General features: G+C 68.9%; 19 protein-coding genes and 2 pseudogenes. 15 read left to right on the top strand and 6 right to left on the bottom strand.

Annotation, left to right across the window (positions count from 1 at the left end; translation table 11 throughout):
- Positions 1 to 15: 15 nt before the first annotated feature.
- On the bottom strand, positions 16 to 999 hold the full coding sequence (locus tag NRF20_RS28765) for a hypothetical protein (protein WP_413753549.1): 984 nt from the start codon (positions 997 to 999) through the stop codon (positions 16 to 18).
- 545 nt (positions 1,000 to 1,544) lie between these two features.
- Here NRF20_RS28765 and NRF20_RS28760 point away from each other — a divergent pair.
- The 3 genes from NRF20_RS28760 to NRF20_RS28750 all read left to right on the top strand — a co-directional run bounded on the left by NRF20_RS28760 (position 1,545) and on the right by NRF20_RS28750 (position 3,530).
- Positions 1,545 to 1,796: a hypothetical protein gene (locus NRF20_RS28760; protein WP_398631809.1), complete on the top strand. Its 252-nt coding sequence runs from the start codon at positions 1,545 to 1,547 to the stop codon at positions 1,794 to 1,796.
- Positions 1,793 to 2,548 (top strand): SDR family NAD(P)-dependent oxidoreductase, encoded by a 756-nt coding sequence (locus NRF20_RS28755; protein WP_413753548.1) that lies wholly within the window; start codon positions 1,793 to 1,795, stop codon positions 2,546 to 2,548. Before NRF20_RS28760 ends, NRF20_RS28755 begins: the two co-directional genes overlap by 4 nt.
- A 94-nt stretch (positions 2,549 to 2,642) precedes the next feature.
- Positions 2,643 to 3,530: an ABC transporter substrate-binding protein gene (locus tag NRF20_RS28750; protein ID WP_398631811.1), complete on the top strand. Its 888-nt coding sequence runs from the start codon at positions 2,643 to 2,645 to the stop codon at positions 3,528 to 3,530.
- Here NRF20_RS28750 and NRF20_RS28745 read toward each other — a convergent pair.
- Positions 3,494 to 3,703, bottom strand: coding sequence for a hypothetical protein (locus tag NRF20_RS28745; protein ID WP_413754711.1), 210 nt, complete (start codon positions 3,701 to 3,703; stop codon positions 3,494 to 3,496). The two genes, NRF20_RS28750 and NRF20_RS28745, sit on opposite strands and share 37 nt — an antisense overlap.
- 116 nt (positions 3,704 to 3,819) lie before the next feature.
- On the opposite strand from NRF20_RS28745, the pseudogene NRF20_RS28740 reads away from it, so the two are divergent.
- Positions 3,820 to 4,035: pseudogene (locus tag NRF20_RS28740) on the top strand (muconolactone Delta-isomerase family protein); the annotation flags it as partial.
- Positions 4,036 to 4,205: 170 nt separating this feature from the next.
- Positions 4,206 to 5,096: an NAD(P)H-binding protein gene (locus NRF20_RS28735; protein ID WP_413753547.1), complete on the top strand. Its 891-nt coding sequence runs from the start codon at positions 4,206 to 4,208 to the stop codon at positions 5,094 to 5,096.
- 344 nt (positions 5,097 to 5,440) lie between these two features.
- Here the strand turns inward: NRF20_RS28735 and NRF20_RS28730 are convergent, their stop codons facing one another.
- Positions 5,441 to 6,211: an LPXTG cell wall anchor domain-containing protein gene (locus NRF20_RS28730; RefSeq protein WP_413753546.1), complete on the bottom strand. Its 771-nt coding sequence runs from the start codon at positions 6,209 to 6,211 to the stop codon at positions 5,441 to 5,443.
- 743 nt (positions 6,212 to 6,954) lie between these two features.
- A complete protein-coding gene (locus NRF20_RS28725) occupies positions 6,955 to 7,650 on the bottom strand; it encodes a hypothetical protein (RefSeq protein ID WP_413753545.1) in 696 nt (231 codons plus the stop codon).
- 575 nt (positions 7,651 to 8,225) lie between these two features.
- Here NRF20_RS28725 and NRF20_RS28720 point away from each other — a divergent pair.
- From NRF20_RS28720 to NRF20_RS28690, 7 genes and pseudogenes are all read left to right on the top strand, one after another.
- Entirely contained in the window at positions 8,226 to 9,224 is a 999-nt protein-coding gene (locus NRF20_RS28720; RefSeq protein ID WP_413753544.1) for a WD40 repeat domain-containing protein, read from the top strand.
- A 130-nt stretch (positions 9,225 to 9,354) separates the two neighbouring features.
- Entirely contained in the window at positions 9,355 to 9,666 is a 312-nt protein-coding gene (locus NRF20_RS28715) for an ArsR/SmtB family transcription factor (protein WP_383961287.1), read from the top strand.
- 87 nt (positions 9,667 to 9,753) lie between these two features.
- Positions 9,754 to 10,962, top strand: a complete 1,209-nt coding sequence (locus NRF20_RS28710) for an MFS transporter (RefSeq protein WP_413753543.1) — start codon at positions 9,754 to 9,756, stop codon at positions 10,960 to 10,962.
- 15 nt (positions 10,963 to 10,977) lie between these two features.
- Positions 10,978 to 11,202: pseudogene (locus NRF20_RS28705) on the top strand (hypothetical protein); the annotation flags it as partial.
- Complete coding sequence (locus tag NRF20_RS28700; RefSeq protein WP_413753542.1) at positions 11,100 to 11,411, top strand: hypothetical protein; 312 nt, start codon at positions 11,100 to 11,102, stop codon at positions 11,409 to 11,411. The pseudogene NRF20_RS28705 and the gene NRF20_RS28700, both read left to right, overlap by 103 nt.
- Positions 11,412 to 11,680: 269 nt before the next feature.
- On the top strand, positions 11,681 to 12,466 hold the full coding sequence (locus NRF20_RS28695) for an ABC transporter ATP-binding protein (protein WP_398631818.1): 786 nt from the start codon (positions 11,681 to 11,683) through the stop codon (positions 12,464 to 12,466).
- Positions 12,466 to 15,033, top strand: coding sequence for an FtsX-like permease family protein (locus tag NRF20_RS28690; protein WP_413753541.1), 2,568 nt, complete (start codon positions 12,466 to 12,468; stop codon positions 15,031 to 15,033). Before NRF20_RS28695 ends, NRF20_RS28690 begins: the two co-directional genes overlap by 1 nt.
- A gap of 40 nt (positions 15,034 to 15,073) precedes the next feature.
- Here NRF20_RS28690 and NRF20_RS28685 read toward each other — a convergent pair whose 3' ends face one another.
- Positions 15,074 to 15,283, bottom strand: a complete 210-nt coding sequence (locus tag NRF20_RS28685) for a hypothetical protein (protein ID WP_398631820.1) — start codon at positions 15,281 to 15,283, stop codon at positions 15,074 to 15,076.
- Positions 15,284 to 15,434: 151 nt separating this feature from the next.
- Here NRF20_RS28685 and NRF20_RS28680 point away from each other — a divergent pair, with 151 nt between their 5' ends.
- From NRF20_RS28680 to NRF20_RS28670, 3 genes are all read left to right on the top strand, one after another.
- Positions 15,435 to 16,001, top strand: coding sequence for a DinB family protein (locus NRF20_RS28680; protein ID WP_398631821.1), 567 nt, complete (start codon positions 15,435 to 15,437; stop codon positions 15,999 to 16,001).
- A 256-nt stretch (positions 16,002 to 16,257) separates the two neighbouring features.
- Complete coding sequence (locus tag NRF20_RS28675) at positions 16,258 to 17,091, top strand: hypothetical protein (RefSeq protein ID WP_398631822.1); 834 nt, start codon at positions 16,258 to 16,260, stop codon at positions 17,089 to 17,091.
- Between the two features lie 133 nt (positions 17,092 to 17,224).
- Entirely contained in the window at positions 17,225 to 17,701 is a 477-nt protein-coding gene (locus tag NRF20_RS28670; protein ID WP_398631823.1) for a GNAT family N-acetyltransferase, read from the top strand.
- A gap of 36 nt (positions 17,702 to 17,737) precedes the next feature.
- Here NRF20_RS28670 and cpt read toward each other — a convergent pair whose 3' ends face one another.
- Positions 17,738 to 18,259, bottom strand: coding sequence for a chloramphenicol phosphotransferase CPT (gene cpt / locus NRF20_RS28665; RefSeq protein WP_398631824.1), 522 nt, complete (start codon positions 18,257 to 18,259; stop codon positions 17,738 to 17,740).
- Positions 18,260 to 18,360: the final 101 nt, after the last annotated feature.

Below are 18,360 nucleotides of genomic sequence, written 5' to 3'. Positions count from 1 at the left end.
TCAGGTCGGACAGTCCTACTGCCGCGCCGGCAGGGCCGCCGACGTCCCGTTGATTCTCGCGATCCGTTCCCGCCACGGGACGCGGTCGGGCTCCGGCTCGGGGGCGCCGTAGAAGGTCGCGTGCGCTGTGGACCGGCGGCACGAGGCACATTCCGTCTCGTCGGCCAGGGGGCGGAAGACGTGTTTCTCGCCCGGGCCCTCGCACTCCAGCAGCTCGCGGACGGGCGAGGGTTCGTACGGCGGGAGTGGGGCCTGGGGCTCGGGAAGTTTCTGAATGAGGCGGTAGCGGAGGAAGCCGACTGCTGAGCGCACGCCGTCTCGGGGGCGTTCGGCGAGTAAGGCCTGGCGCAGGTCGGACTCGCTCAGGCCTCGCTCCAGCCACTTGACCGCCTCAACGGCCAGTGCGCTGGCCTCCCGTACGCCCAGGTGCAGTTCGCGGCGTGAGTGGCGCAGGGAGAGCAGGACCCGTTCAGCTCGGGCCAGTTGGAGGGCATCGGCCGACCCGGCCGTCGGTTCGGGATCCGGGTCCGCCGTTGGCTCGGCTTCGGAGGGTGGGTGGGGAGTGGTCTTATCACTGTGGTCTTCTACCGGTTCATAGCCACCGGCCGGCCGGGCAGTCGGTTCGCCGACCGCCGGGAACTGCGCACTCGGCAGCGGCGGGGCGGCGGGCACGGCCCCTCGCAGGTGTCTCGCCTGCTCACTCGTCAGAGGGTTGTTCGCGACCAACTGCTCAGTGATCCAGCGGCCCCCGACGCCCTGGCTTCGCCATTCGTGTACGTACCCGTGCTCGACCAGCAGTTGCTTCGCCTTCTGGTACGCGCGGCCCTTGATGCCCAGCTTCCGGGCGAGTTCACTCAGGGGCTTGTCCATGGCGTCCTCGGGAAGACCCTGGACGTACACGAGCAGGACCTTCGCGTCACTGTTCAGACGCGGATGGCGGACGACATCGTGCGATGCCTTCGTATAGCGCGCGGACGGCGCGATAGCATGACGCAGCATTTCCGGTGGTCTCGATCCACTGGTGATGAAGGCCCTCGGTTGGTGTTAGCGCACCGCCGGGGGCCGCTCCATGTGCACGGGGACACACAGAGCGTGATGGTTTCGTCACCGTACCGCATTGTTTTCATCTCCCGCCATGCGAGGGAAGAATGGGAGGAATGGTCAAGGCCTGTGGATCGGCGCATGAGCCACGCAGGCGAGCAGCAAGAGTCCCGTCGCGTCGTGGGTAGGTCGACGCGGTCGGCCGACTGTTCCTCGCGCCCGGCCCAGGGCGGGTGAGTATGGGCGATGTCGCTCGTGAGCTCGGCATGAGCGGGGGGCGATCTACCGCCATTTCCCCGACAAGCACAGCCTGATGACCGCAGTGCTGGACCAGCAGTTCGGGGCAATAGAGCGCATACTGGTCGCGGCGGCCGAGCATTCGGAAGGCAAGCCGCTCGGTGAGCGGATACAGCGGTCTCTGATCGCGGCATGCAGTGAACTCGGCCGGATCGGCGCACCTCTAACTCGCCACAGGGCGCGACGATGCGGTACTGCGCCGGTACGTGGAGCAGCGGATCGACACGGTGGTCCACCGGCGGCTCGACGAGCTGTTCCGGGACGGGCACCGGCGGGGACTGCTCTCGGCGCCACCCGAACTGCTGGGCGAGATCACCCGCGGCGCGGTGGAACGGCTGCTGAACTCGCAGTTGCCGCGCGAACTCGACTGCACCGTGGCCGATCTGCTGCGGGCAACCGTCGACACAGCGCACTACGGGGCGATTCGCCCCGGCGGCGAACAGGAGGTCGGCTCGTGACTGGGGCAACCGGCAGGGTGGCATTGGTGACCGGGGCCAGCAGCGGAATCGGTGCGGCAACCGCGCGTCTGCTGGCCGCGCGCGGGATGCGCGTGGTGGTCAACTACCTGCACAGCGGCCAGGCGGCCGAGGAAGTCGTGGCCGACATCGAGGCGGCGGGCGGTCAGGCCATGGCCGTGCAGGCCGACGTACGCGAGACAGCTGCGGTCGAGACCATGGTCGAACGTGTCGGGTCGGCTTGGGGCGGCGTCGACGTGCTGGTGCACAACGCGCTCACCCCATATGCGATCAAGCCGTTCCAAGAGATGACGTGGGAAGAACTGGGCGGCAAGCTCGACGACGAGATGCGAGCAGCGTTCGTGGTCACCAAGGCCGTCCTGCCCGCCATGACCGAACAGGGCTGGGGACGGCTCATCTATCTCGGCACCGGCCTGAGCCGCCGCCCCCGGGCGGGCATGAGCGCGCTGGGCACGGCCAAGGCCGCACTGACGCAGTTCGCCAGGTACCTCGCCCAGGAGCTGGGCCCTCAGGGCATCACGGTCAACGTCGTCGAGCCCGGCCCGGTGGCCGACACCAAGATCTCCCAGGTACTCGACGACGAGCAAAGGCAGCAACAGGTAGCCGCCACCCCGCTGGGCCGCCTGGCACGCCCGGACGACGTCGCCCAAGCGGTCGCCTTCTACGCCGACGAAGACAACGCCTTCATGACCGGCACCACCGCCGCGGTCAACGGCGGAATGTCGATGTACTGACGCCCCCTGCCCTGCGCACACGGGGCCATACCGTCCCGGTCCGGCTGACGACCGGGCCGCATCCGGCACACCGTCACCTCAAAGGAAAACGTTCATGCACACCATCGATCTCGCCTACGTCGGACGGGGGCTGCACGAGGAACTGGTCGCCTACATCGCCGACCAGCAGGGCTACTACGCAGACGAGGGCGTCCACGTCGCGCTGCGCGACGGCTGCACCTGGGACGCGGAGCGGCTACGCCGCGGCGCCACCATCGGGCTCGGCCGGACACTGCTGTCCCGACTGGTTGATGGCATCCCCTGGGTCGCAATCAACGTCAACACCCAACGCCCGCTGTTCTGGTTCCTTGCCCGCCCCGGCCTGACCTCCCTGGCCGACCTGGCCGGCCGACGGCTGGCGGTACACCCTCCCCACACCGCACCCGGGTGCTTCGCCCGGATCGTACTGCGCCAGGCCGGCCTCGACCCGGACCGCGACATCCACACCATCGTCCGCCCACCCGGCGACTACGGCATGGACCTGCGCCGGCTGCACGACGGCAGGATCGACGCCGCCCTGGTCGGCGACACCATGGCACCGGAGGCGATAGCCGCCGAGCACGGCTGGCAGGTGCTGGCCTGGGTCGGCGACCACTTCCGGATCCCCACCGTAGGCGTGGCTGTCGACCCCACCTACATCCACCCGGACGACCCCGCGGTCCAGGCCGTCGTACGAGCCCACCGACGCGCCCTGCAGGTGATCCACAACGATCCCGACACCACGGTCCGGTACATCCAGACATTCCTCGGCCGACACACCGCAGACGAAGCCCGAGCGCACTACGAGAAGTTCATCGCGCCATATTTCACCACCGACGGCCAAGCCGACCTCGCCGTCGGCGCCACCGCCATCACCGCGGTCGCCGCCGAACTCGGCGTCCCCGCCACCGTCACCGCAGCCGAGTTTTACCGCACCGCAACTCTTGCGGGACGGCCGCAGTAGCCGATGCCCTGCGCGGACAGTGACCGCTCGAACGGCGTGGAGGCAAAACCCTTGTCGGTGACCAGGAGAAAGCCGGGGCGTTCGCCTACGATGTCGGCGTCGACCTCCAGCATCGCGGCCAGCACCTCCCGCTCGCCGAGCTCCGGATCGGCCAGGGCCCACAGGATGGGCATCCCGGCCGGGGCGCATACCAGGCGCGGTAGGTCTCCGGCATGCCGGTCACCGCGACCCGCTCGCCACCGAAGCGGTCGAAGTTGCAGTCGCAGACCTCCAGGCGACGGGCGGACCCGCCGAAGCTGTGCGGGCCAAGGAGCTCGCGGCCGAAGGTCACTTGTTCCGGCTATGGCGCCCGGTCGGGGAGCTTCGCAGCATCGGCGTGTGGCGCGCCGACGACGAGGCGGAGTTGCATGAGAAGGTCCTCGGAAGCCTGCCCCTGCGGCCTTGGACGACTGCGGTGATCACCACCCTGCAGTCGCACCCAGCCGATCCGGGCCGGATCGGCTGAGTCTTCCGGTGCGGCACCTCACCGCCACGGCTCGCCGCGCCGATCACGACCCCGAACTACCGCGCCATCGCACAGCCGGAAGAGGCAGCCGAGGTCATGGCTCTCTTCGCCAGACGTAATCGGAAGCAGGAGTGCCGCGATCGACAGCGGCCCCGGACGGAGGGAAACCCATGTCTGAGAAGAACCACGCCACGGTGGCGGTCACCGGGGTGACCGGGGCGCTGGGCAGCCGGATCGCGGCCCGACTCGCCGACCATGGCGTCCCCCAACTCCTCGTCGGACGCAGCCCCGACCGCATGCCCGAACTGCCAGGCGCCCAGCGACGCGGTCCGGCCGCCTACGCCGACGCCTCGGACATGCGCAAGGCGCTCAAGGGTGCGTCGACCCTCATCCTGGTCTCCGGACACCGCACGGGGCGCCGGCTGGAGGAACACGCCACCGCGGTCGAGGCCGCGATCGCGGTCGGCGTGGACCGGATCCTGTATGTGTCCCTCGTCAGCGCATCGCCCACCGCCACCTACATCAACGCCCGCGACCAGTGGATGACCGAACAGCTCCTGGCAGGGGCCGGGATCCGCCACACGGTGCTCCGGGCGGGCTTCTACACGTCGACGCCGGCCGCCCTCGCCAACGAGGAATTCGTCGTGAGCGGCCCCGGGAGCACCGGCCGGGCCGCCTTCGTCACCCACGAGGACATCGCCGACGTGATCACGGCCGTCGCCCTCGACGAGGGTCCCCGCTCCGAGCACGACGGCGCGACCCTTGAGATCACCGGGCCCGAGGCCCTGACCCTCGACGAAGCGGTCACCCGGATCGCCGCGGCCACCGGTCGGCCCTACCGCTACGAACCCGAGACCCTTGAGGAAGCCTTCGCACGGCGATGGCGACTGGGCATGAGCGGGGAACAGATCGAGACCTGGATCTCGTGGTACCAGGCGATCGAGAGGGGCGAGGTCTCCGTGGTCACCGACGTCGTCCCCCGGCTCACCGGCTCACCGGCGACCCCGATCTCAGAGGCAGCCTGGTGGCCCTCGCCGAACACCGCGCGCGGTACCCGCTGAGCTTGGCGTTAACCTCGCCGGGTCACCTGACCTGCTGATCTTGATTCCTTCTTGAGATAGCAGGGCGGCCGTTCCTCATGCTTCGAGGTGTTGGAGCAACGTCGCGTGAAGGAACAGCCGCGCGGTTACCACGCCGGTGTGATCCACAGGTCTTGAGCATGGCTCTGCGAATGGGACTTCACACCACTCCCCCGGAGAGGGCGCTACGGCGAGGGTCACGGAGTATCACCGAGTGCCACGGGGCTCCCGGCAGTTGGTCTGCGCGCGCGGCCGACTGGGACCGCGCATGACTGTGCCCCCGTGCCCGCACTACGGAGTGCGAAGCACGGGGGCACCCGTGTGCGTCAGTGCTGCTGCTGCGCCTTGCGACGGCGGAACACCAGGTAGCCACCGGCCGCGACGAGCGCGGCAGCCGCTGCGGACAGCAGGCCGACAGGCGCGCCGTTACCGGTCTCGGCAAGGTCCCCGCCGCTCTGCGCGGAGGGTGACGACGAGGGGGACGAGGGGGAGGAGGTCGAGGACGTCGGCTTGGTGCCCTCGGGGGCGGACGACGTGGGCGCCGCGGTCGGCTGCGCCGGGCCGGACGGAGCGCCGGGCGCTGACGGGGTGGCAGGCTTCGACGGCTTGCCGCCGTCGGGCTTGCCAGGCTCATCGGGCTTGCCGGGCTCGTCGGGCTTACCGGGCTTGCCACCACCCGGCTGCCCCTTGCCGTCGCAGTCGACCCAGAAGACCTTGTGCTTGGCCCGGCCGTGCTCGCCGTCGAAGTTCCAGAACAGCTTGTAGTGGCCGTCGGGCAGGGACTGGTCCCGCGAACGGCGATGCCCCTCGTCGTCGAGCGTCAGCGAACCGGATTTCACGGTTTCGCCCTTGACGTCGGCGGTCGGGGGCCAGGCTTCGATGCGCCAGTCGACCTTCTGGTCGGCGTCGAAACCGAAGGCATCGAGATAGAAGGTGCACACGTGAGGCTCGTTCTTACGGAGCTCCTCACCGGTCGCGGCGTCGTGGATCTTCACGGTGCCGTTGTCGCCGGGGGCGGTGGCGTATGCCGTGGGTGCGAGCAGCAGGGCCGCGGTGACGGCGGCCGTGAGTGTGCCTGCGGAAACGAGTGGGCGCATGGGCAATCCAACGGTGAAGGAGAAAGGGGGCTACCGTGGGGGGTTTGCGTGGGGGGGTCCGCTCAGCCTCCTGCGACCGCGTGCGCCCGTCAATGCACCTCTGACCACTTGTGTCACAGAGAGCACCGCTTGCCCCATTAGTCCCACATAACGATTGAGAACGTAGGTCCCGAGCGTGTCCCCATGACCGCGGTGGGGGCAGCACCACGCGGACGGGACTTCACACCATCAGGCGAGCCAGAGGCTGGCGTATAGCCGGTGATGGACGACCGGATCTTGCGAGGAGAGTCACGGGATCGCCGGCGGGGCAGCAGGCTGCGGCCAATTTCGGCAAGCCCGAGGCGGTCCCGTCTGTGAGCCGAGGGGGAAATGCTCGGTGAGACCGGCGCACCGAAGACTGCTGGAGCGAGGACCGCCGGGTGCTCCTGACCCGCGAGCAGACCACCGAGTGCGAGCTGCCCTCGGCCGAGGGCAAGCCTGGCGGTCCGAGGCGGTCGGCCTTTGCCGACCCACTGCACAGGCTGACCGGGGTCGAGCCCGTAGCGCGCACCACCTGGGACCTCCTGACCCTGTTCGTCAGGCCTGGGCCGTCGCCGGCCCGGCCTGCAGAGCGGCGAGAGCGGAGCGTCGGCCTTTCTCCACCGCGCGCAGTTGCTCCCAGTCGATCCAGGGGTGCGCGGGGACGACCGCGTCGACGGACGCCGTGGTGTGGAGCGCGACGTCGACGGTCCCGGTCCGGTTCGTCAGACGATGACGGGGACGGCCTCGGCGCGGTTGGTGGCCCAGTTGGTGACGATGGGCTTGTCGACGTTGGCGGTGTCGGGGAGCTTGAGTTCGGCGGGGTTGGGATCGTCGTCGGTGGTGGCGATGATGACGTTCTCGAACTCCTTGCCGGCATTGCTGTTGGTGGTCTTGGGGTTGATACCGGTGTATGCGACGGTGGAGCCGGTGAGCTTGATGGGGTCTTCGCCACCCTGTCCGACGGGGGAGGCGACGCCGTCGGCGCCGGAACCGAAGGACACGCTGGGCGTGTTGATATCCAGGTAGCAGGTGATGCCGGACTTGGCCTTGGCGGTGACGAGGTAGTAGCCGCCGGCCTGGGACTCCGAGGTGACCGTGAAGTCCAGGTCGTTGGTGCCGCAGGACTGCCCGTAGCCGCTCTTCCCGCCGTCGCCGGAGTCGGTCTTGTCGGTGGAGCCGCTGGATTTGGAGCCGCCGGTGGAGGAGCCGCCGGTGCTGGAGCCGCTGGTGGAGGGGCTGTCGCTGGAGGAGCTGTCGCTCCCGCCGCTGCCGGCGGAGGCGCCGGCGGAGGGGGCCGTGGAGCTGGCGGCGTCCGCGACGTCGTCGGGGTTGCAGGCGGTGGTGGTGGCGGCGAGGGCCGTCACGGCCGCGGCGGCCAGGACGAGACGGGCGGAACGGGCGGCGAGACGCGAACGCATCGGGATCTCCAGCGGCTGTCGGTTGCGGTGTTTCCTGCTGACACCGATGACACTAGGGCCGAGTCGATCCTGAAATGATCCTGTGAATGTCCGGGTTCTGTCTCAGCAACTTCGGTTCCAACAAACGGCGTTGGATTGCACCAACCCCAGCTCAAGGGGCATGCCCTCGGGCCCGGCATGACTGTTGCCCCCTCAATCCGGTACTCGACAACCCGCACCAGGACCGGCGGGGCTTTGACGGTCCCGGTCGCTTTGCTGTGCCTGTTCGCCTGGATTCGGGCCAGATAGCTTCCGTCCGCCAGGACGTCTTCGCCCCTCCGGGCCATACGCCGCTCTGTCCGCCACAGTAGGTGCGCACCCCGGCCACGAAGCCGGTGCCAGCGGGCCAGGCCCCAGAATCCGCGATCGGCCAGCAGCAACGTGCCGTCGCCGACATGCCGTTCCAGTTCGTCGGACACGATCCGCTCAGAGTCCTTCCAGCCGCCGATCACCGCGTCCAGCAGGGCACCCCCCTGCCCGTCTTTGACGGCCTCACGCCGGGCCCAGATGTCAGAGCCGACTACTACCCTCGCCGCATGTCTGACGCACCGCTGCTGCTGAGCAGCGAAATACCTTCCTCCTCCCCGATCACCGACCTCGCAGTGGCCGCGGTGGGTGGCGGTTCGCTGGTGGTCTGCACCGACCGCAACGGTGCGGTGTGGACCTGGGATCCGCAGCGGGACCTGTGGCAGAAGCGGTCATTGGCATACGCCCTTGCCGGAGATCCGCTCGCCGTCCAGTACCCCGGCGCCGAGAACGAGCTGGATTCGGTGGCCGCGGCCGTTTCCGGCGGCCGCGTACTGCTGGCGGCCGGTGGCCCTGAACAGGGCTCCGCCCTCTGGGATCTGGAGAGCGGAGAAGTGCTCCGAGGGGCGTTGTACGGCGATCCCTACGTCGGGTCCTTGGCCACCGTGAAGGGGGACGGGCCACCTCTGTTCGTGACGGGTTCGGATGCCGGAGTCCGGGTGTGGGGACCGTCCGTCGAGGAGCCCCTGGTGGAGCTGCCGGACAGCGATATCGACGGCATCTGCGCTGTCGCCACCGCACGGATCAACGGCCGCTCGCTGGTCGTGGCGGGCGGTGGCGACGTGGGCGTGTGGGATCTCGCGGCAGGTGAGCAGCTGACTTCGTTCTACCCAGATGACGGCAGGGTCGAAGCGGTCGCTGTGTCCCGGATCGCCGGTCGTCCGATCGTGGTGGCGGCAGCGGATCCGGGAGAGATGTACGTATGGGCACTGTCGGGGGACGAGATCGATGAGCCGGTCCACGATCCGATCAATGGGCACGAGGGCGGCATCTCCGCCATGGACACCGCCACGGTCGGCAATCGATCCCTCGCGGTGACCGGGGGGACGGACGCCACCGTACGCATGTGGGACCTGGCCGAGGGCGTGGGAATCGGTGCCCCGCTGACCGGCCATCGGGGCGGCGTCGCGGTAGTGCGGACCACGGTGCTCCGCGGCCGCGAAGTCGCCCTGAGTGCGGGCGAGGACGGCGTGATACGCGCTTGGGACCTGGCCGCCCAGTTGTCGTAGCCACTCCACCACTCTCTGTCGCGTCGAAGCATCGCCTGAAGGGAGCGGGGGCAGGTTGCCCGATTTGACTTGCCACTACATATCGCGAAAGCTAGATGCGTTCCGTTAGAGAGCATGGAGAGGCAGACCGGTGGATCCGCTGGCCGTACACAAGGCGCTCGCCAATCCCGCGCGCCTGCAGTTCATGCAGTGGCTCAAGGACCCGGCGAAGTACTTCGACGAGGACTCCTACCGGCAGCAGGGGCTCGGCTTCCACATCGGCGTGTGCGTCGGCGACATCCAGAAGCGTGCCGGGCTGGCGCAGTCGGTGGTGTCCGGCTACTTGCAGACCCTGAAGGACGCGGGGCTGCTCACCTCGGAACGCATCGGCAAGTGGACGTACTACCGACGCAACGAAACGGTGATCGCCGAGTTCGCCGCGCACGTCCGCGACGAGCTGTAGTCCACCCGCAACCCACCCGACTTCCGTGCACACACCCTCCCCCACAGCTCAATGCATCTACTTTTCTAGATTTGATGAAAGGTCGTAATGAGAAAGACCTCCCTCACCGTCCTGGTGCTCGCCCTGGGCGTGTTCGGGATCATCACCACCGAGATGGGCATGGTCGGCGTACTCCCCCAGGTCTCGGCCGAGCTCGGTGTCACTCCGTCCGCCGCGGGGTGGCTCGTCGGGGTCTTTGCCCTGGTCATCGCCGTGTCCGGGCCGTTCACCACACTGCTCGCCTCCGGCGTCGACCGCAAGAAGGTGCTCGCCGCCGCAATCGCTGTGTTCGCCGTCTCCAATGCCGTCTACGCGCTCACCACGCAGTACGAGGTGATGCTGGCCTTCCGCGTCGTTCCCGCCCTCTTCCATCCGGTGTTCTTCGCGGTCGCGCTCGCGACCGCCGCGCGGCTGGTGCCCGCCGGGGACGCGACCCGGGCCACGACGACCGTGTTCGGCGGAGTCACCGTCGGCTTCGCCTTCGGTGTGCCGCTGACGTCGTACCTCGCCGAGCATGTGTCCCTGGCGTCGGCGTTCTGGTTCGGTGCGCTCGTCAACCTGATCGCCTTCCTCGGCATCCTGCGGTTCGTACCGTCGATGCCTGTCGGGCAACGGGTGTCCTACGGTGCCCAGTTGAGCGTTCTCAAGCAGTCCCGGATGTGGCTGACCATTACGTCGGTCGTCCTCGTCTTCGCAGCGATGTTCTCGGTCTACGGCTACTTCGCCGAGTACCTCGGCCAGGTCACGCACATGGACGGCACCTGGGTCAGCGCCATGCTGATGGCGTTCGGCGTCATCATGATCCTCGGGAATTTCGTCTTCGGTGGGCTGTTGCGGCGCAACCTGATTCGTACGGTGGTCGCCTACCCGGTCCTGTGTCTGGTCGTCTATGTGCTCCTGTACGCCGTCGGCCCGCTGTTCGCGCCGATGGTTCTGGCCGTACTGGTCTGGGGGGCCGTGCACTCGGGTGGGCTCATCGTGAGCCAGAGCTGGCTGGGGAGGGACGCCGTCGACGCGCCCGAGTTCGGCAACAGCCTCTTCATCTCGTTCTCGAACCTCGGCATCACCGTCGGAACCGCGGTCGGGGGCTGGGTCCTGGCCGAGTACGGCGCCCGTCAACTCGCCTGGGCGGGAAGCGGGTTCGCGGTCGCCGCACTGGTTGTCATGGCTCTGCGGCTGGGACTGGACCGCACCGGTGCGCGACAGAACCCGCCCACCGGCCAGGGGGTGCGGACACTCGGGGACGTTCGGAGCTGAGACGACCGGAGCCGGCCATCGGGACTGCACCAGGCCGCCAACCGCAAGAAGAAGGGCAGCCGGGGCGGACGACCCGTCTCCCACGACGCCGAGCTCCACAAAGACCGCAACACCGTGGAACGCTGCACCAACAAGGCGTGGCGCGGGATCGCCATTCGCTACGGCAAGACGCCCGAGAGCTGCCTCGCCGCGCGGCCGGACTCCTCGGCATCGGCTTCCTGGCCCTGCACATCACCGTGAAGATCGCGGGCCACCGCATCGGCCCCGGCGATGCCCTCCTCACCCGCCAACTGCCCGCCACAGCAGCCGACTTCTGGCACGCGCTGGGCGCCCAGGCCTGCTACCTCTTCCTGCTGGCCGCCACCACCGGCGTCTGGCGCGGTGTCTTCGCGACCTGCCGCTGGATCCGCCCGTTCCGTGTCCTGCACGGGGCCTCGTACGCCGGCTGAGCCGCCGCCGTGGTCCACGGCCTCACCGCGGGCCGGCCGCCGGCCCCCTGGGTGGTCGCCTCGTACGCGGCCTTTCCGGCCGCCGCCGGGCCCAGATGCAGCGCCGCAGACGCGCCTCGGCCCACCGGCGAGCAACGGGTCAACTGCCCCAAACGGCACCGGAGTAGATCGAATTCAGAACTACGGACCACGCTCGACTCGATGCCATATACGCTCGAAAATCACCCCCTGAGACCCGGAACCGCACTATGGAGAGGACAGGTCGCAACATGGTGACCGAGACGAGCGGCCCTTCCCTCGACAACGGCTACAACACGGTCAACCGGGGGCACGCCCTTCGTCTGGCCGACGTGACCAAGGTGTACGGCAGGAACGACCGCGGCGTCCGTGCCCTGGACGGGGTCTCCGTCGGGATCGAGCGCGGCTCCTTCACCGCGGTGATGGGCCCGTCGGGCTCCGGCAAGTCGACGTTCCTGCACTGCGCGGCCGGCCTCGACAAGCCGACCACGGGCCAGTCCTACATCGGGGACACCCAGCTCAACGACATGAACGAGACCCAGCTGACGAAGCTGCGCCGCCGGCGCATCGGCTTCGTCTTCCAGGCGTTCAACCTCATCCCGTCCCTGTCGGTCCGTCAGAACGTCGAGCTGCCACTGCGCCTCGCGGGCGAGAGCCTCGACAAGAACTGGCTCGACGAGATCCTCGGCCGCGTCGGCCTGGGCGGCCGGGCCGCCCACCGGCCCGCCGAACTCTCCGGCGGCCAGCAGCAGCGCGTCGCCATCGCCCGCGCCCTCATCACCCGGCCCGACGTCATCTTCGGCGACGAGCCGACCGGCGCCCTCGACACCGTGACCGCCAAGGAGATCCTCTCCCTGCTGCGCTCCTGCGTGACCGAGACCGGCCAGACCGTCGTCATGGTCACCCACGACCCGGTGGCCGCCTCGTACGCCGACACCGTCCTCTTCCTGGCCGACGGCAAGATCGCCGGACAGATGGACGCCCCGACCGCCGACCTCGTCGCCGAGCGCATGACACACCTGGGAGCGTGGGCCTGATGCTGCGCTACGCACTGCAGACGCTCAAGGTCAGAAAGGGCGGCTTCATCGGCGCCTTCCTCGCCCTGTTCTGCGCCGCCGCCCTGGTCACCGCCTGCGGCATCCTCCTGGAGACCGGTCTGCGCGGCACCATCGCCACCGAGCGCTACGCCGCCGCCCCAGTCATCGTCGGCGCCGACCAGAACGTCCACCAGACCACCATCAAGGAGAAGAAAGGCAAGGTCAAGAAGAAGCACAAGGCGAAGCCCCTGGCCGAGCGGGTCTGGCTGCCCGCGGGGACCACCGAGACTCTCGTCGGCCTGCCCGGTGTACGCAAGGCGGTGCCCGAGACGAACTTCCCGGCGTACGCGGTCGGCCCCCAGGGCCAGATCGTGCCGGGCATCGACGGCAAGCCGTCCTACGGCCACGCCTGGTCCTCCGCCGCACTGACCCCGTTCGAGCTGACCGACGGCAAGGCACCCGCGGGCGCCGACGAGGTCGTCCTCGACCGGGAACTCGCAGCCCGCACCGGCCTCAAGACCGGCAGCAGCCTCGTCATCCAGTCGACCGGCGCCCCGACGACGTACAAGGTCAGCGGCATCGCGGCGGCCAAGGGCGGCGACCTGCACCAGCAGACCTCGCTGTTCTTCTCCGACGAGACCGCCCGCGACCTCTCCGGACGGGCCGGCCAGGTCGCGACCGTCGGCCTGCTGCCCAAGCCCGGCGTCTTGGCGAGCGAACTCGCGGACCAGGCCAAGAAGGCCCTCGCCGGCGACGGCCGCAAGTACGCCGTCGCCACCGGTGGCGAGCGCGGCCCCATCGAGTTCCTCGACGCGGGCAAGGCCCGGGTCAAGCTCGTCTCCATGGGCGGCGCCATGGGCGGTACGTCGCTGCTCGTCGCGATCCTCGTCGTCGTCGGCACGTTCGCGCTCTCCATCCAACAGCGATACCGCGAGCTCGCCCTGCTGCGCGCCGTCGCCGCGACCCCCAAGCAGGTCCGTCAGCTGATCGGCCGCGAGGCCCTGATCATCGGCGGCCTCGCGGGCGGACTCGGCTCGGTCGCAGGTCTGCCCATCGCGTACTGGCTGCACAGCAAGTTCATCGACTTCAAGGCCATTCCCGACACCCTCGAACTCACCTTCAGCTTCGTACCGTTCACCGCCGCCATCGGCGCGGCCCTGCTCGGGGCGTGGGTCGCGGCCCGCATCTCCGCACGCCGCACCGCCCGCATCCGCCCGGCCGAGGCCCTGTCCGAGGCGTCCATGGAACAGCGCCACTTCGCGTGGGGACGGCTCGGCGTGGGAATGCTCGTCCTGGCCCTCGGCATCGGTGTGGTCGTCCTACTGGGCTTCCTGCACACCGAACCGGCCTCGCAGCCCGTCACGTTCCTGTCCGTCGTGGTCCTCGCCGTCGCGGTCTCGCTGCTCGGCCCGGTCATCGCCCGCGTCGCCGTCGCGATCCTCGGGATACCGCTGAAGTTCTCGCGCGTCGGCGGTCACCTTGCGACCGCCAACGCCCGGGCCAACGCCAAGCGGATGGCCGTTGCCGTCACCCCACTGGTCCTGCTCATCGGCATGGCCTGCACCGTCCTGTTCGTGCAGACCACCATGGGTGACGCCGCCTCGGCCCAGGCCAAGGCGGGCAACAAGGCAGACTGGGTGGTCGCTTCGAACGGCCCCGGCGTCCCCGCCGAGGCGGCGGACGCGCTGCGCGCCGTACCGGGCGTCACCCAGGTCACCGAGATCGTCCGGACCCAGGTCCGCGTCGGCCTCGACAAGTACCCGGCGCAGGGCATCTCCGCGCAGGGCCTCACCACGAACTGGGACCCGGACGTCTCCCGGGGCAGCCTCAAAGGCTTCGGGGACAAGAGCATCGCGATGAGCGACGTCTCCGCCGACCACCTCGGCAAGAAGCCCGGCGACACGCTCAAGGTGACGCTCGGCGACGCCACTGTGGCCGAGCTGAAGGTCGCCGCCGTCTACGAACGGGGTCTGGGATTCGGCGACCTGACCATGTCGCACGACCTGGTCGCCCGGCACGTCGACAACCCGCTCGCCTCCTCCGTCCTCGTCAAGACGGCCGGTGACGTCAAGGCGGGCCGCGAGCAGCTGACCGGCGCCCTCAAGCGCTTCCCGGGCATCGGCGTCCTCGACCGCACCCAGGTCGACGACCTCCAGGCCGACGTGCAGCAGTCCAACGCCGAGGTCAACTACCTCGCGATGGGCCTGATCATCGCGTTCACCGCGATCGCCGTGGTCAACACCCTGGCCATGTCGGTCTCGGACCGCACTCGCGAGTTCGCCCTGCTGCGGCTCGTCGGCACGACCCGCCGCCAGGTGATGTCGATGCTCAGGATCGAGTCCGCCCTGATCGTTCTGGTCGCCGCGGTGCTCGGCACGGCCATCTCGCTCGCGGTGCTCACCGCCTTCAGCGTCGGGATGACGGGCGTCGCCCAGCCGTCCGTCGACCTGCCGATGTTCCTCGGGGTCCTCGGCTTCGCCGCGGTGCTCACCGCGGTGGCGACGCTGGTCCCCGGTCGCGTCGCACTCGGCGGACGCCCGGCGGACGTCATCAACGCCCGCCAGTAGGTCGACGCACCACGTCAACACCTCAGGGGCGTACGGCAGTTCAGCTGCCGTGCACCCCTGAGTGCTGCACGGAGGCATCACGTGCGGCGTCCAGCCGGCGGAGATCGTCGATCCTGCCGTCCGCGAACCCCTTCGGGGTCAGCTGCTCGACGACGGCGACGAGTGCGTTCTGCTCGGCCTCGGTCAGTTCCACGACGGCGCCGGCCGCTGCTGCCGAAAGCGGCAGGGAAAGCGTATGGGTCCCGGACATGTGGACATTCCTTGGGTCGGTCGGAAATTTCCGCCGCGCTCCACCTGCGCAGGGCGGTGATCCGGCTCCGCAGCCTCCGCCCCGTCACATGATCACAATCCAGAGAGACCCTAGTGTGGCTCCCACGAGCCGACCAGGAGGGCCAAGACCCATGGGGACGACGAGCGCGAACGACTTACCGGGCGGTGAGCGCGAGGATCTGCTCGCGCTCGTCGCTGATCAGCGCACCAACTTTCTCCATACCGTCGCGGGCGTCGGCGATGAGCAGGCCGGCGTTGCCACCACCGTCAGCGAGCTGACGCTCGGCGGCCTGCTCAAGCATCTCGGCGAAGTACAACGGACGTGGCTCGCGGTGGTCGACGGTACCGCGCCGGGCGAGGTCGACTGGGCCGATCTCGACCCCGACGGCAACCGGATGACAGAGGGCGAGACCCTGGCCGGGCTGCTCGATGCCTTCCATGCGGCGGCTGCGCAGTTCGATCGCACGGTCCGGCAGGAGCCCGACCTCGACCGCCTCGTGACTCTCCCGCAGTACCCGTGGTCGCCGCCGGAACCGATCACCTGGACCGTCCGCCACGTACTGTTGCATGTTTTCCGGGAGATCGCGCACCACAGTGGGCACGCGGACATCATCCGCGAGGCACTGGACGGTGCCGGCACTACGGCTCGCATGGTTGAGGCCGCCTCGCGCGGCGGCGATGTGACCGGCGACGACTGACGGCAGGTGACCGGGGGGAAGCGGGTTGGCGGAGGGGGCTGGAGGGGGCCGGCTCCGGTGAAGCATGTGCGGCCGAATGAGTGCCGCTCAGGCCATCTCCGGGACGCGCGGCAGGGTGTTTCAGGAGACTGGCAGTCAGTGTTGAAGGTGGCTCTTGACAGTTCGCACCGGAGGTCGATTTCCGGCCACAACACAACGCCCCGTACGCTGCAACACATCGGTCACCATCGGTCGGCCGGGAGAGAAGGGCGACAACATGACCTCCGAGACCAACACACTCGGCACCATCGATGCCACAACTGCCTTGTTGCAGGCGGAACTTCCGCGTCTGGAACAGCACCAGCAAACCCTGGAAAAGGAGCTCGCGACCGTCACCGAGCGTCTGGAATCGGTGCGGACCGCGCTGACGGCCCTGCGTTCGCTGTCCACTTCCCCTGTTTCCTCCTCGACCACGGAGGCGCAGGAGGTCAAGGCGGAGGACGTCAAGGCAGAAGCCGTGGACGTCAAGGCGGAGGCGGAGACCGAGAGCGTTGCCGCTCCCAAGATTCCGCAGCAGGCTCAGGATTCCATTGACTCCGCCGTCCCGGTGGAGGTCCCGCAGGAGCCGGCAGCGGCCGCCCCCGCGCGCCGCACCGCCCGGAAGGCTTCTGCGCCCAAGGGCCGCAAGCAGGCTCCCGCCAAGCCGAAGAGCGAGCGCGGGCAGGCCAAGAAGGCCGTCGCCACCAAGTCCGCCAAGCCCGCGAAGGCCACCGCACCCGCCAAGGCCACCGCGCCCGCGAAGGACGTCAAGCCCGCCAAGGCCTCCGCGCCCGCCAAGGACGCCAAGCCCGCAAAGGCCAGGGCGTCGAAGAAGGCAGCAGCGCCTGCCGCGCCTGCCGTCGACGACAGCGGCAGCCTCACCGAGATGGCCATGAAGGTGCTGTCCTCGTTCGGCGACACACCTGTCCGTGCCCGTGAGGTCACGAAGGCCCTGGGGCGTGAGCTCACCCCCAACAGCATCAACACCGTACGCAGCACCCTCGACCGGCTCGTCGGCACCTCCCGGGCGCACCGCGCCGGCCGAGGCCTGTACCAGGCGCCCGCCAACTGACGCTTCCCTCAAGGGAATCTGTTCAGACGCCCCCGTCACGGCCCGATGGCCGTAGCGGGGGCGAAGGCGCTCCTGCATCGTGCGTCGGTGGTTGATCCCGGTGGTTTTTCAGCACGCTCTGTAGGTTGCAGACATGTCTTCATCACTTCGCCTCGAAAAGGTCACGTCCGACAACGTCGAGGCCGCCTGCCTGCTGAAAGTACGCCCCGACCAGGACGGGCTCGTGAAGCCGGTCGCCTGGTCGCTGGCTCAGGCGTATGCCGCACCCGAGGTCGCCTGGCCCCGGCTGATCTTCGACGGTGAGCGGCTCGTGGGCTTCGTCATGGCCTTCTTCGATGTCCGGTTCGGTCCGGACAAGCCGGACGACAGGCTCCGCTCCGGGCTCTGGCGGCTGAACATCGCCGCCGATGAACAGGGTCGCGGTTACGGTCGCTTCGCCGTGGAGGCGGTGTGCGAGGAGATACGGCGGCGCGGGCAGACGCGTACGACCGTGACCTGGGTTCCCGGGGCGCACGGGCCCGAGAAGTTCTATCTGAAGCTCGGTTTCCGGCTGACCGGGGAGATGAGCGGGGATCAGGTCGTCGGTGAGCTGGAACTCGGCGACGTGTAGTGCTGTGGTCAAAAGCAGCCACAGCAACCCAACGGATCACTCGATGCGGTCGGCGATGATCCGCGCGCATTCCATGGACTCGCTCGCCGTCGTGTCCACCTCCAGGTCGTAGATCACGCCCCGGTGGACCACGTCCGCCTGCGACGCCGCCATTCCCGTGACCCGGTCGCCGCGCGCGATCTCACGGGCTGCGGCAACCGCGCTCTCGCACCGGACGCCGACCCACAACACCTGCACCCCACCGAGCGCCTTCTGCCAACGCTGCTGCGACGCCGCTCCGCCGAGGAAGACCTCGTCGACGATGACCCTGGCTCCGGCCCGGGCCATCGTGGCGACACCCTCGATCCACGCCGTCTCCAACGTACGGAACTCGGGGCCGACGATCACTTCACCGTCCGGAGCGAACTCGATGCCCGCGTCCGACGCCTGCATGGACGCGGGCATCGCCTGGATCAGTGTGTCGACCCCGAAGGCCAGCCAGGGGTCCGGCAGGACCGCCTGCAGGCACCGGGCGATCCCGGACTTCCCCGAGCTGGAGCCACCGTTGAGTACGATCATCCGAGTCATCACCGCGCCACTCTAAAACCGTGTCCCCTGTGGTGACACGCCCTTTCCCGACACGACGCGTCGAGCGCACGGCTCGGAGATCTCACTCCGAT

This window comes from Streptomyces sp. R-74717 (assembly GCF_047305335.1).
In the GTDB taxonomy this organism is placed as follows: domain Bacteria; phylum Actinomycetota; class Actinomycetes; order Streptomycetales; family Streptomycetaceae; genus Streptomyces; species Streptomyces atratus.
This window is presented reverse-complemented; position numbering and strand designations above follow the sequence as displayed.

Coding starts and splice junctions, on each gene's coding strand:
- NRF20_RS28765 (WP_413753549.1), bottom strand. CDS start 999: ATGCTGCGTCATGCTATCGCGCCGTCCGCGCGCTATACGAAGGCATCG.
- NRF20_RS28685 (WP_398631820.1), bottom strand. CDS start 15,283: ATGTCCGGGACCCATACGCTTTCCCTGCCGCTTTCGGCAGCAGCGGCC.
- NRF20_RS28745 (WP_413754711.1), bottom strand. CDS start 3,703: ATGCCCATCCTGTGGGCCCTGGCCGATCCGGAGCTCGGCGAGCGGGAG.
- NRF20_RS28730 (WP_413753546.1), bottom strand. CDS start 6,211: ATGCGCCCACTCGTTTCCGCAGGCACACTCACGGCCGCCGTCACCGCG.
- NRF20_RS28735 (WP_413753547.1), top strand. CDS start 4,206: ATGTCTGAGAAGAACCACGCCACGGTGGCGGTCACCGGGGTGACCGGG.
- cpt (WP_398631824.1), bottom strand. CDS start 18,259: ATGATCGTACTCAACGGTGGCTCCAGCTCGGGGAAGTCCGGGATCGCC.
- NRF20_RS28720 (WP_413753544.1), top strand. CDS start 8,226: ATGTCTGACGCACCGCTGCTGCTGAGCAGCGAAATACCTTCCTCCTCC.
- NRF20_RS28710 (WP_413753543.1), top strand. CDS start 9,754: ATGAGAAAGACCTCCCTCACCGTCCTGGTGCTCGCCCTGGGCGTGTTC.
- NRF20_RS28675 (WP_398631822.1), top strand. CDS start 16,258: ATGACCTCCGAGACCAACACACTCGGCACCATCGATGCCACAACTGCC.
- NRF20_RS28725 (WP_413753545.1), bottom strand. CDS start 7,650: ATGCGTTCGCGTCTCGCCGCCCGTTCCGCCCGTCTCGTCCTGGCCGCC.
- NRF20_RS28695 (WP_398631818.1), top strand. CDS start 11,681: ATGGTGACCGAGACGAGCGGCCCTTCCCTCGACAACGGCTACAACACG.
- NRF20_RS28750 (WP_398631811.1), top strand. CDS start 2,643: ATGCACACCATCGATCTCGCCTACGTCGGACGGGGGCTGCACGAGGAA.
- NRF20_RS28690 (WP_413753541.1), top strand. CDS start 12,466: ATGCTGCGCTACGCACTGCAGACGCTCAAGGTCAGAAAGGGCGGCTTC.
- NRF20_RS28670 (WP_398631823.1), top strand. CDS start 17,225: ATGTCTTCATCACTTCGCCTCGAAAAGGTCACGTCCGACAACGTCGAG.
- NRF20_RS28680 (WP_398631821.1), top strand. CDS start 15,435: ATGGGGACGACGAGCGCGAACGACTTACCGGGCGGTGAGCGCGAGGAT.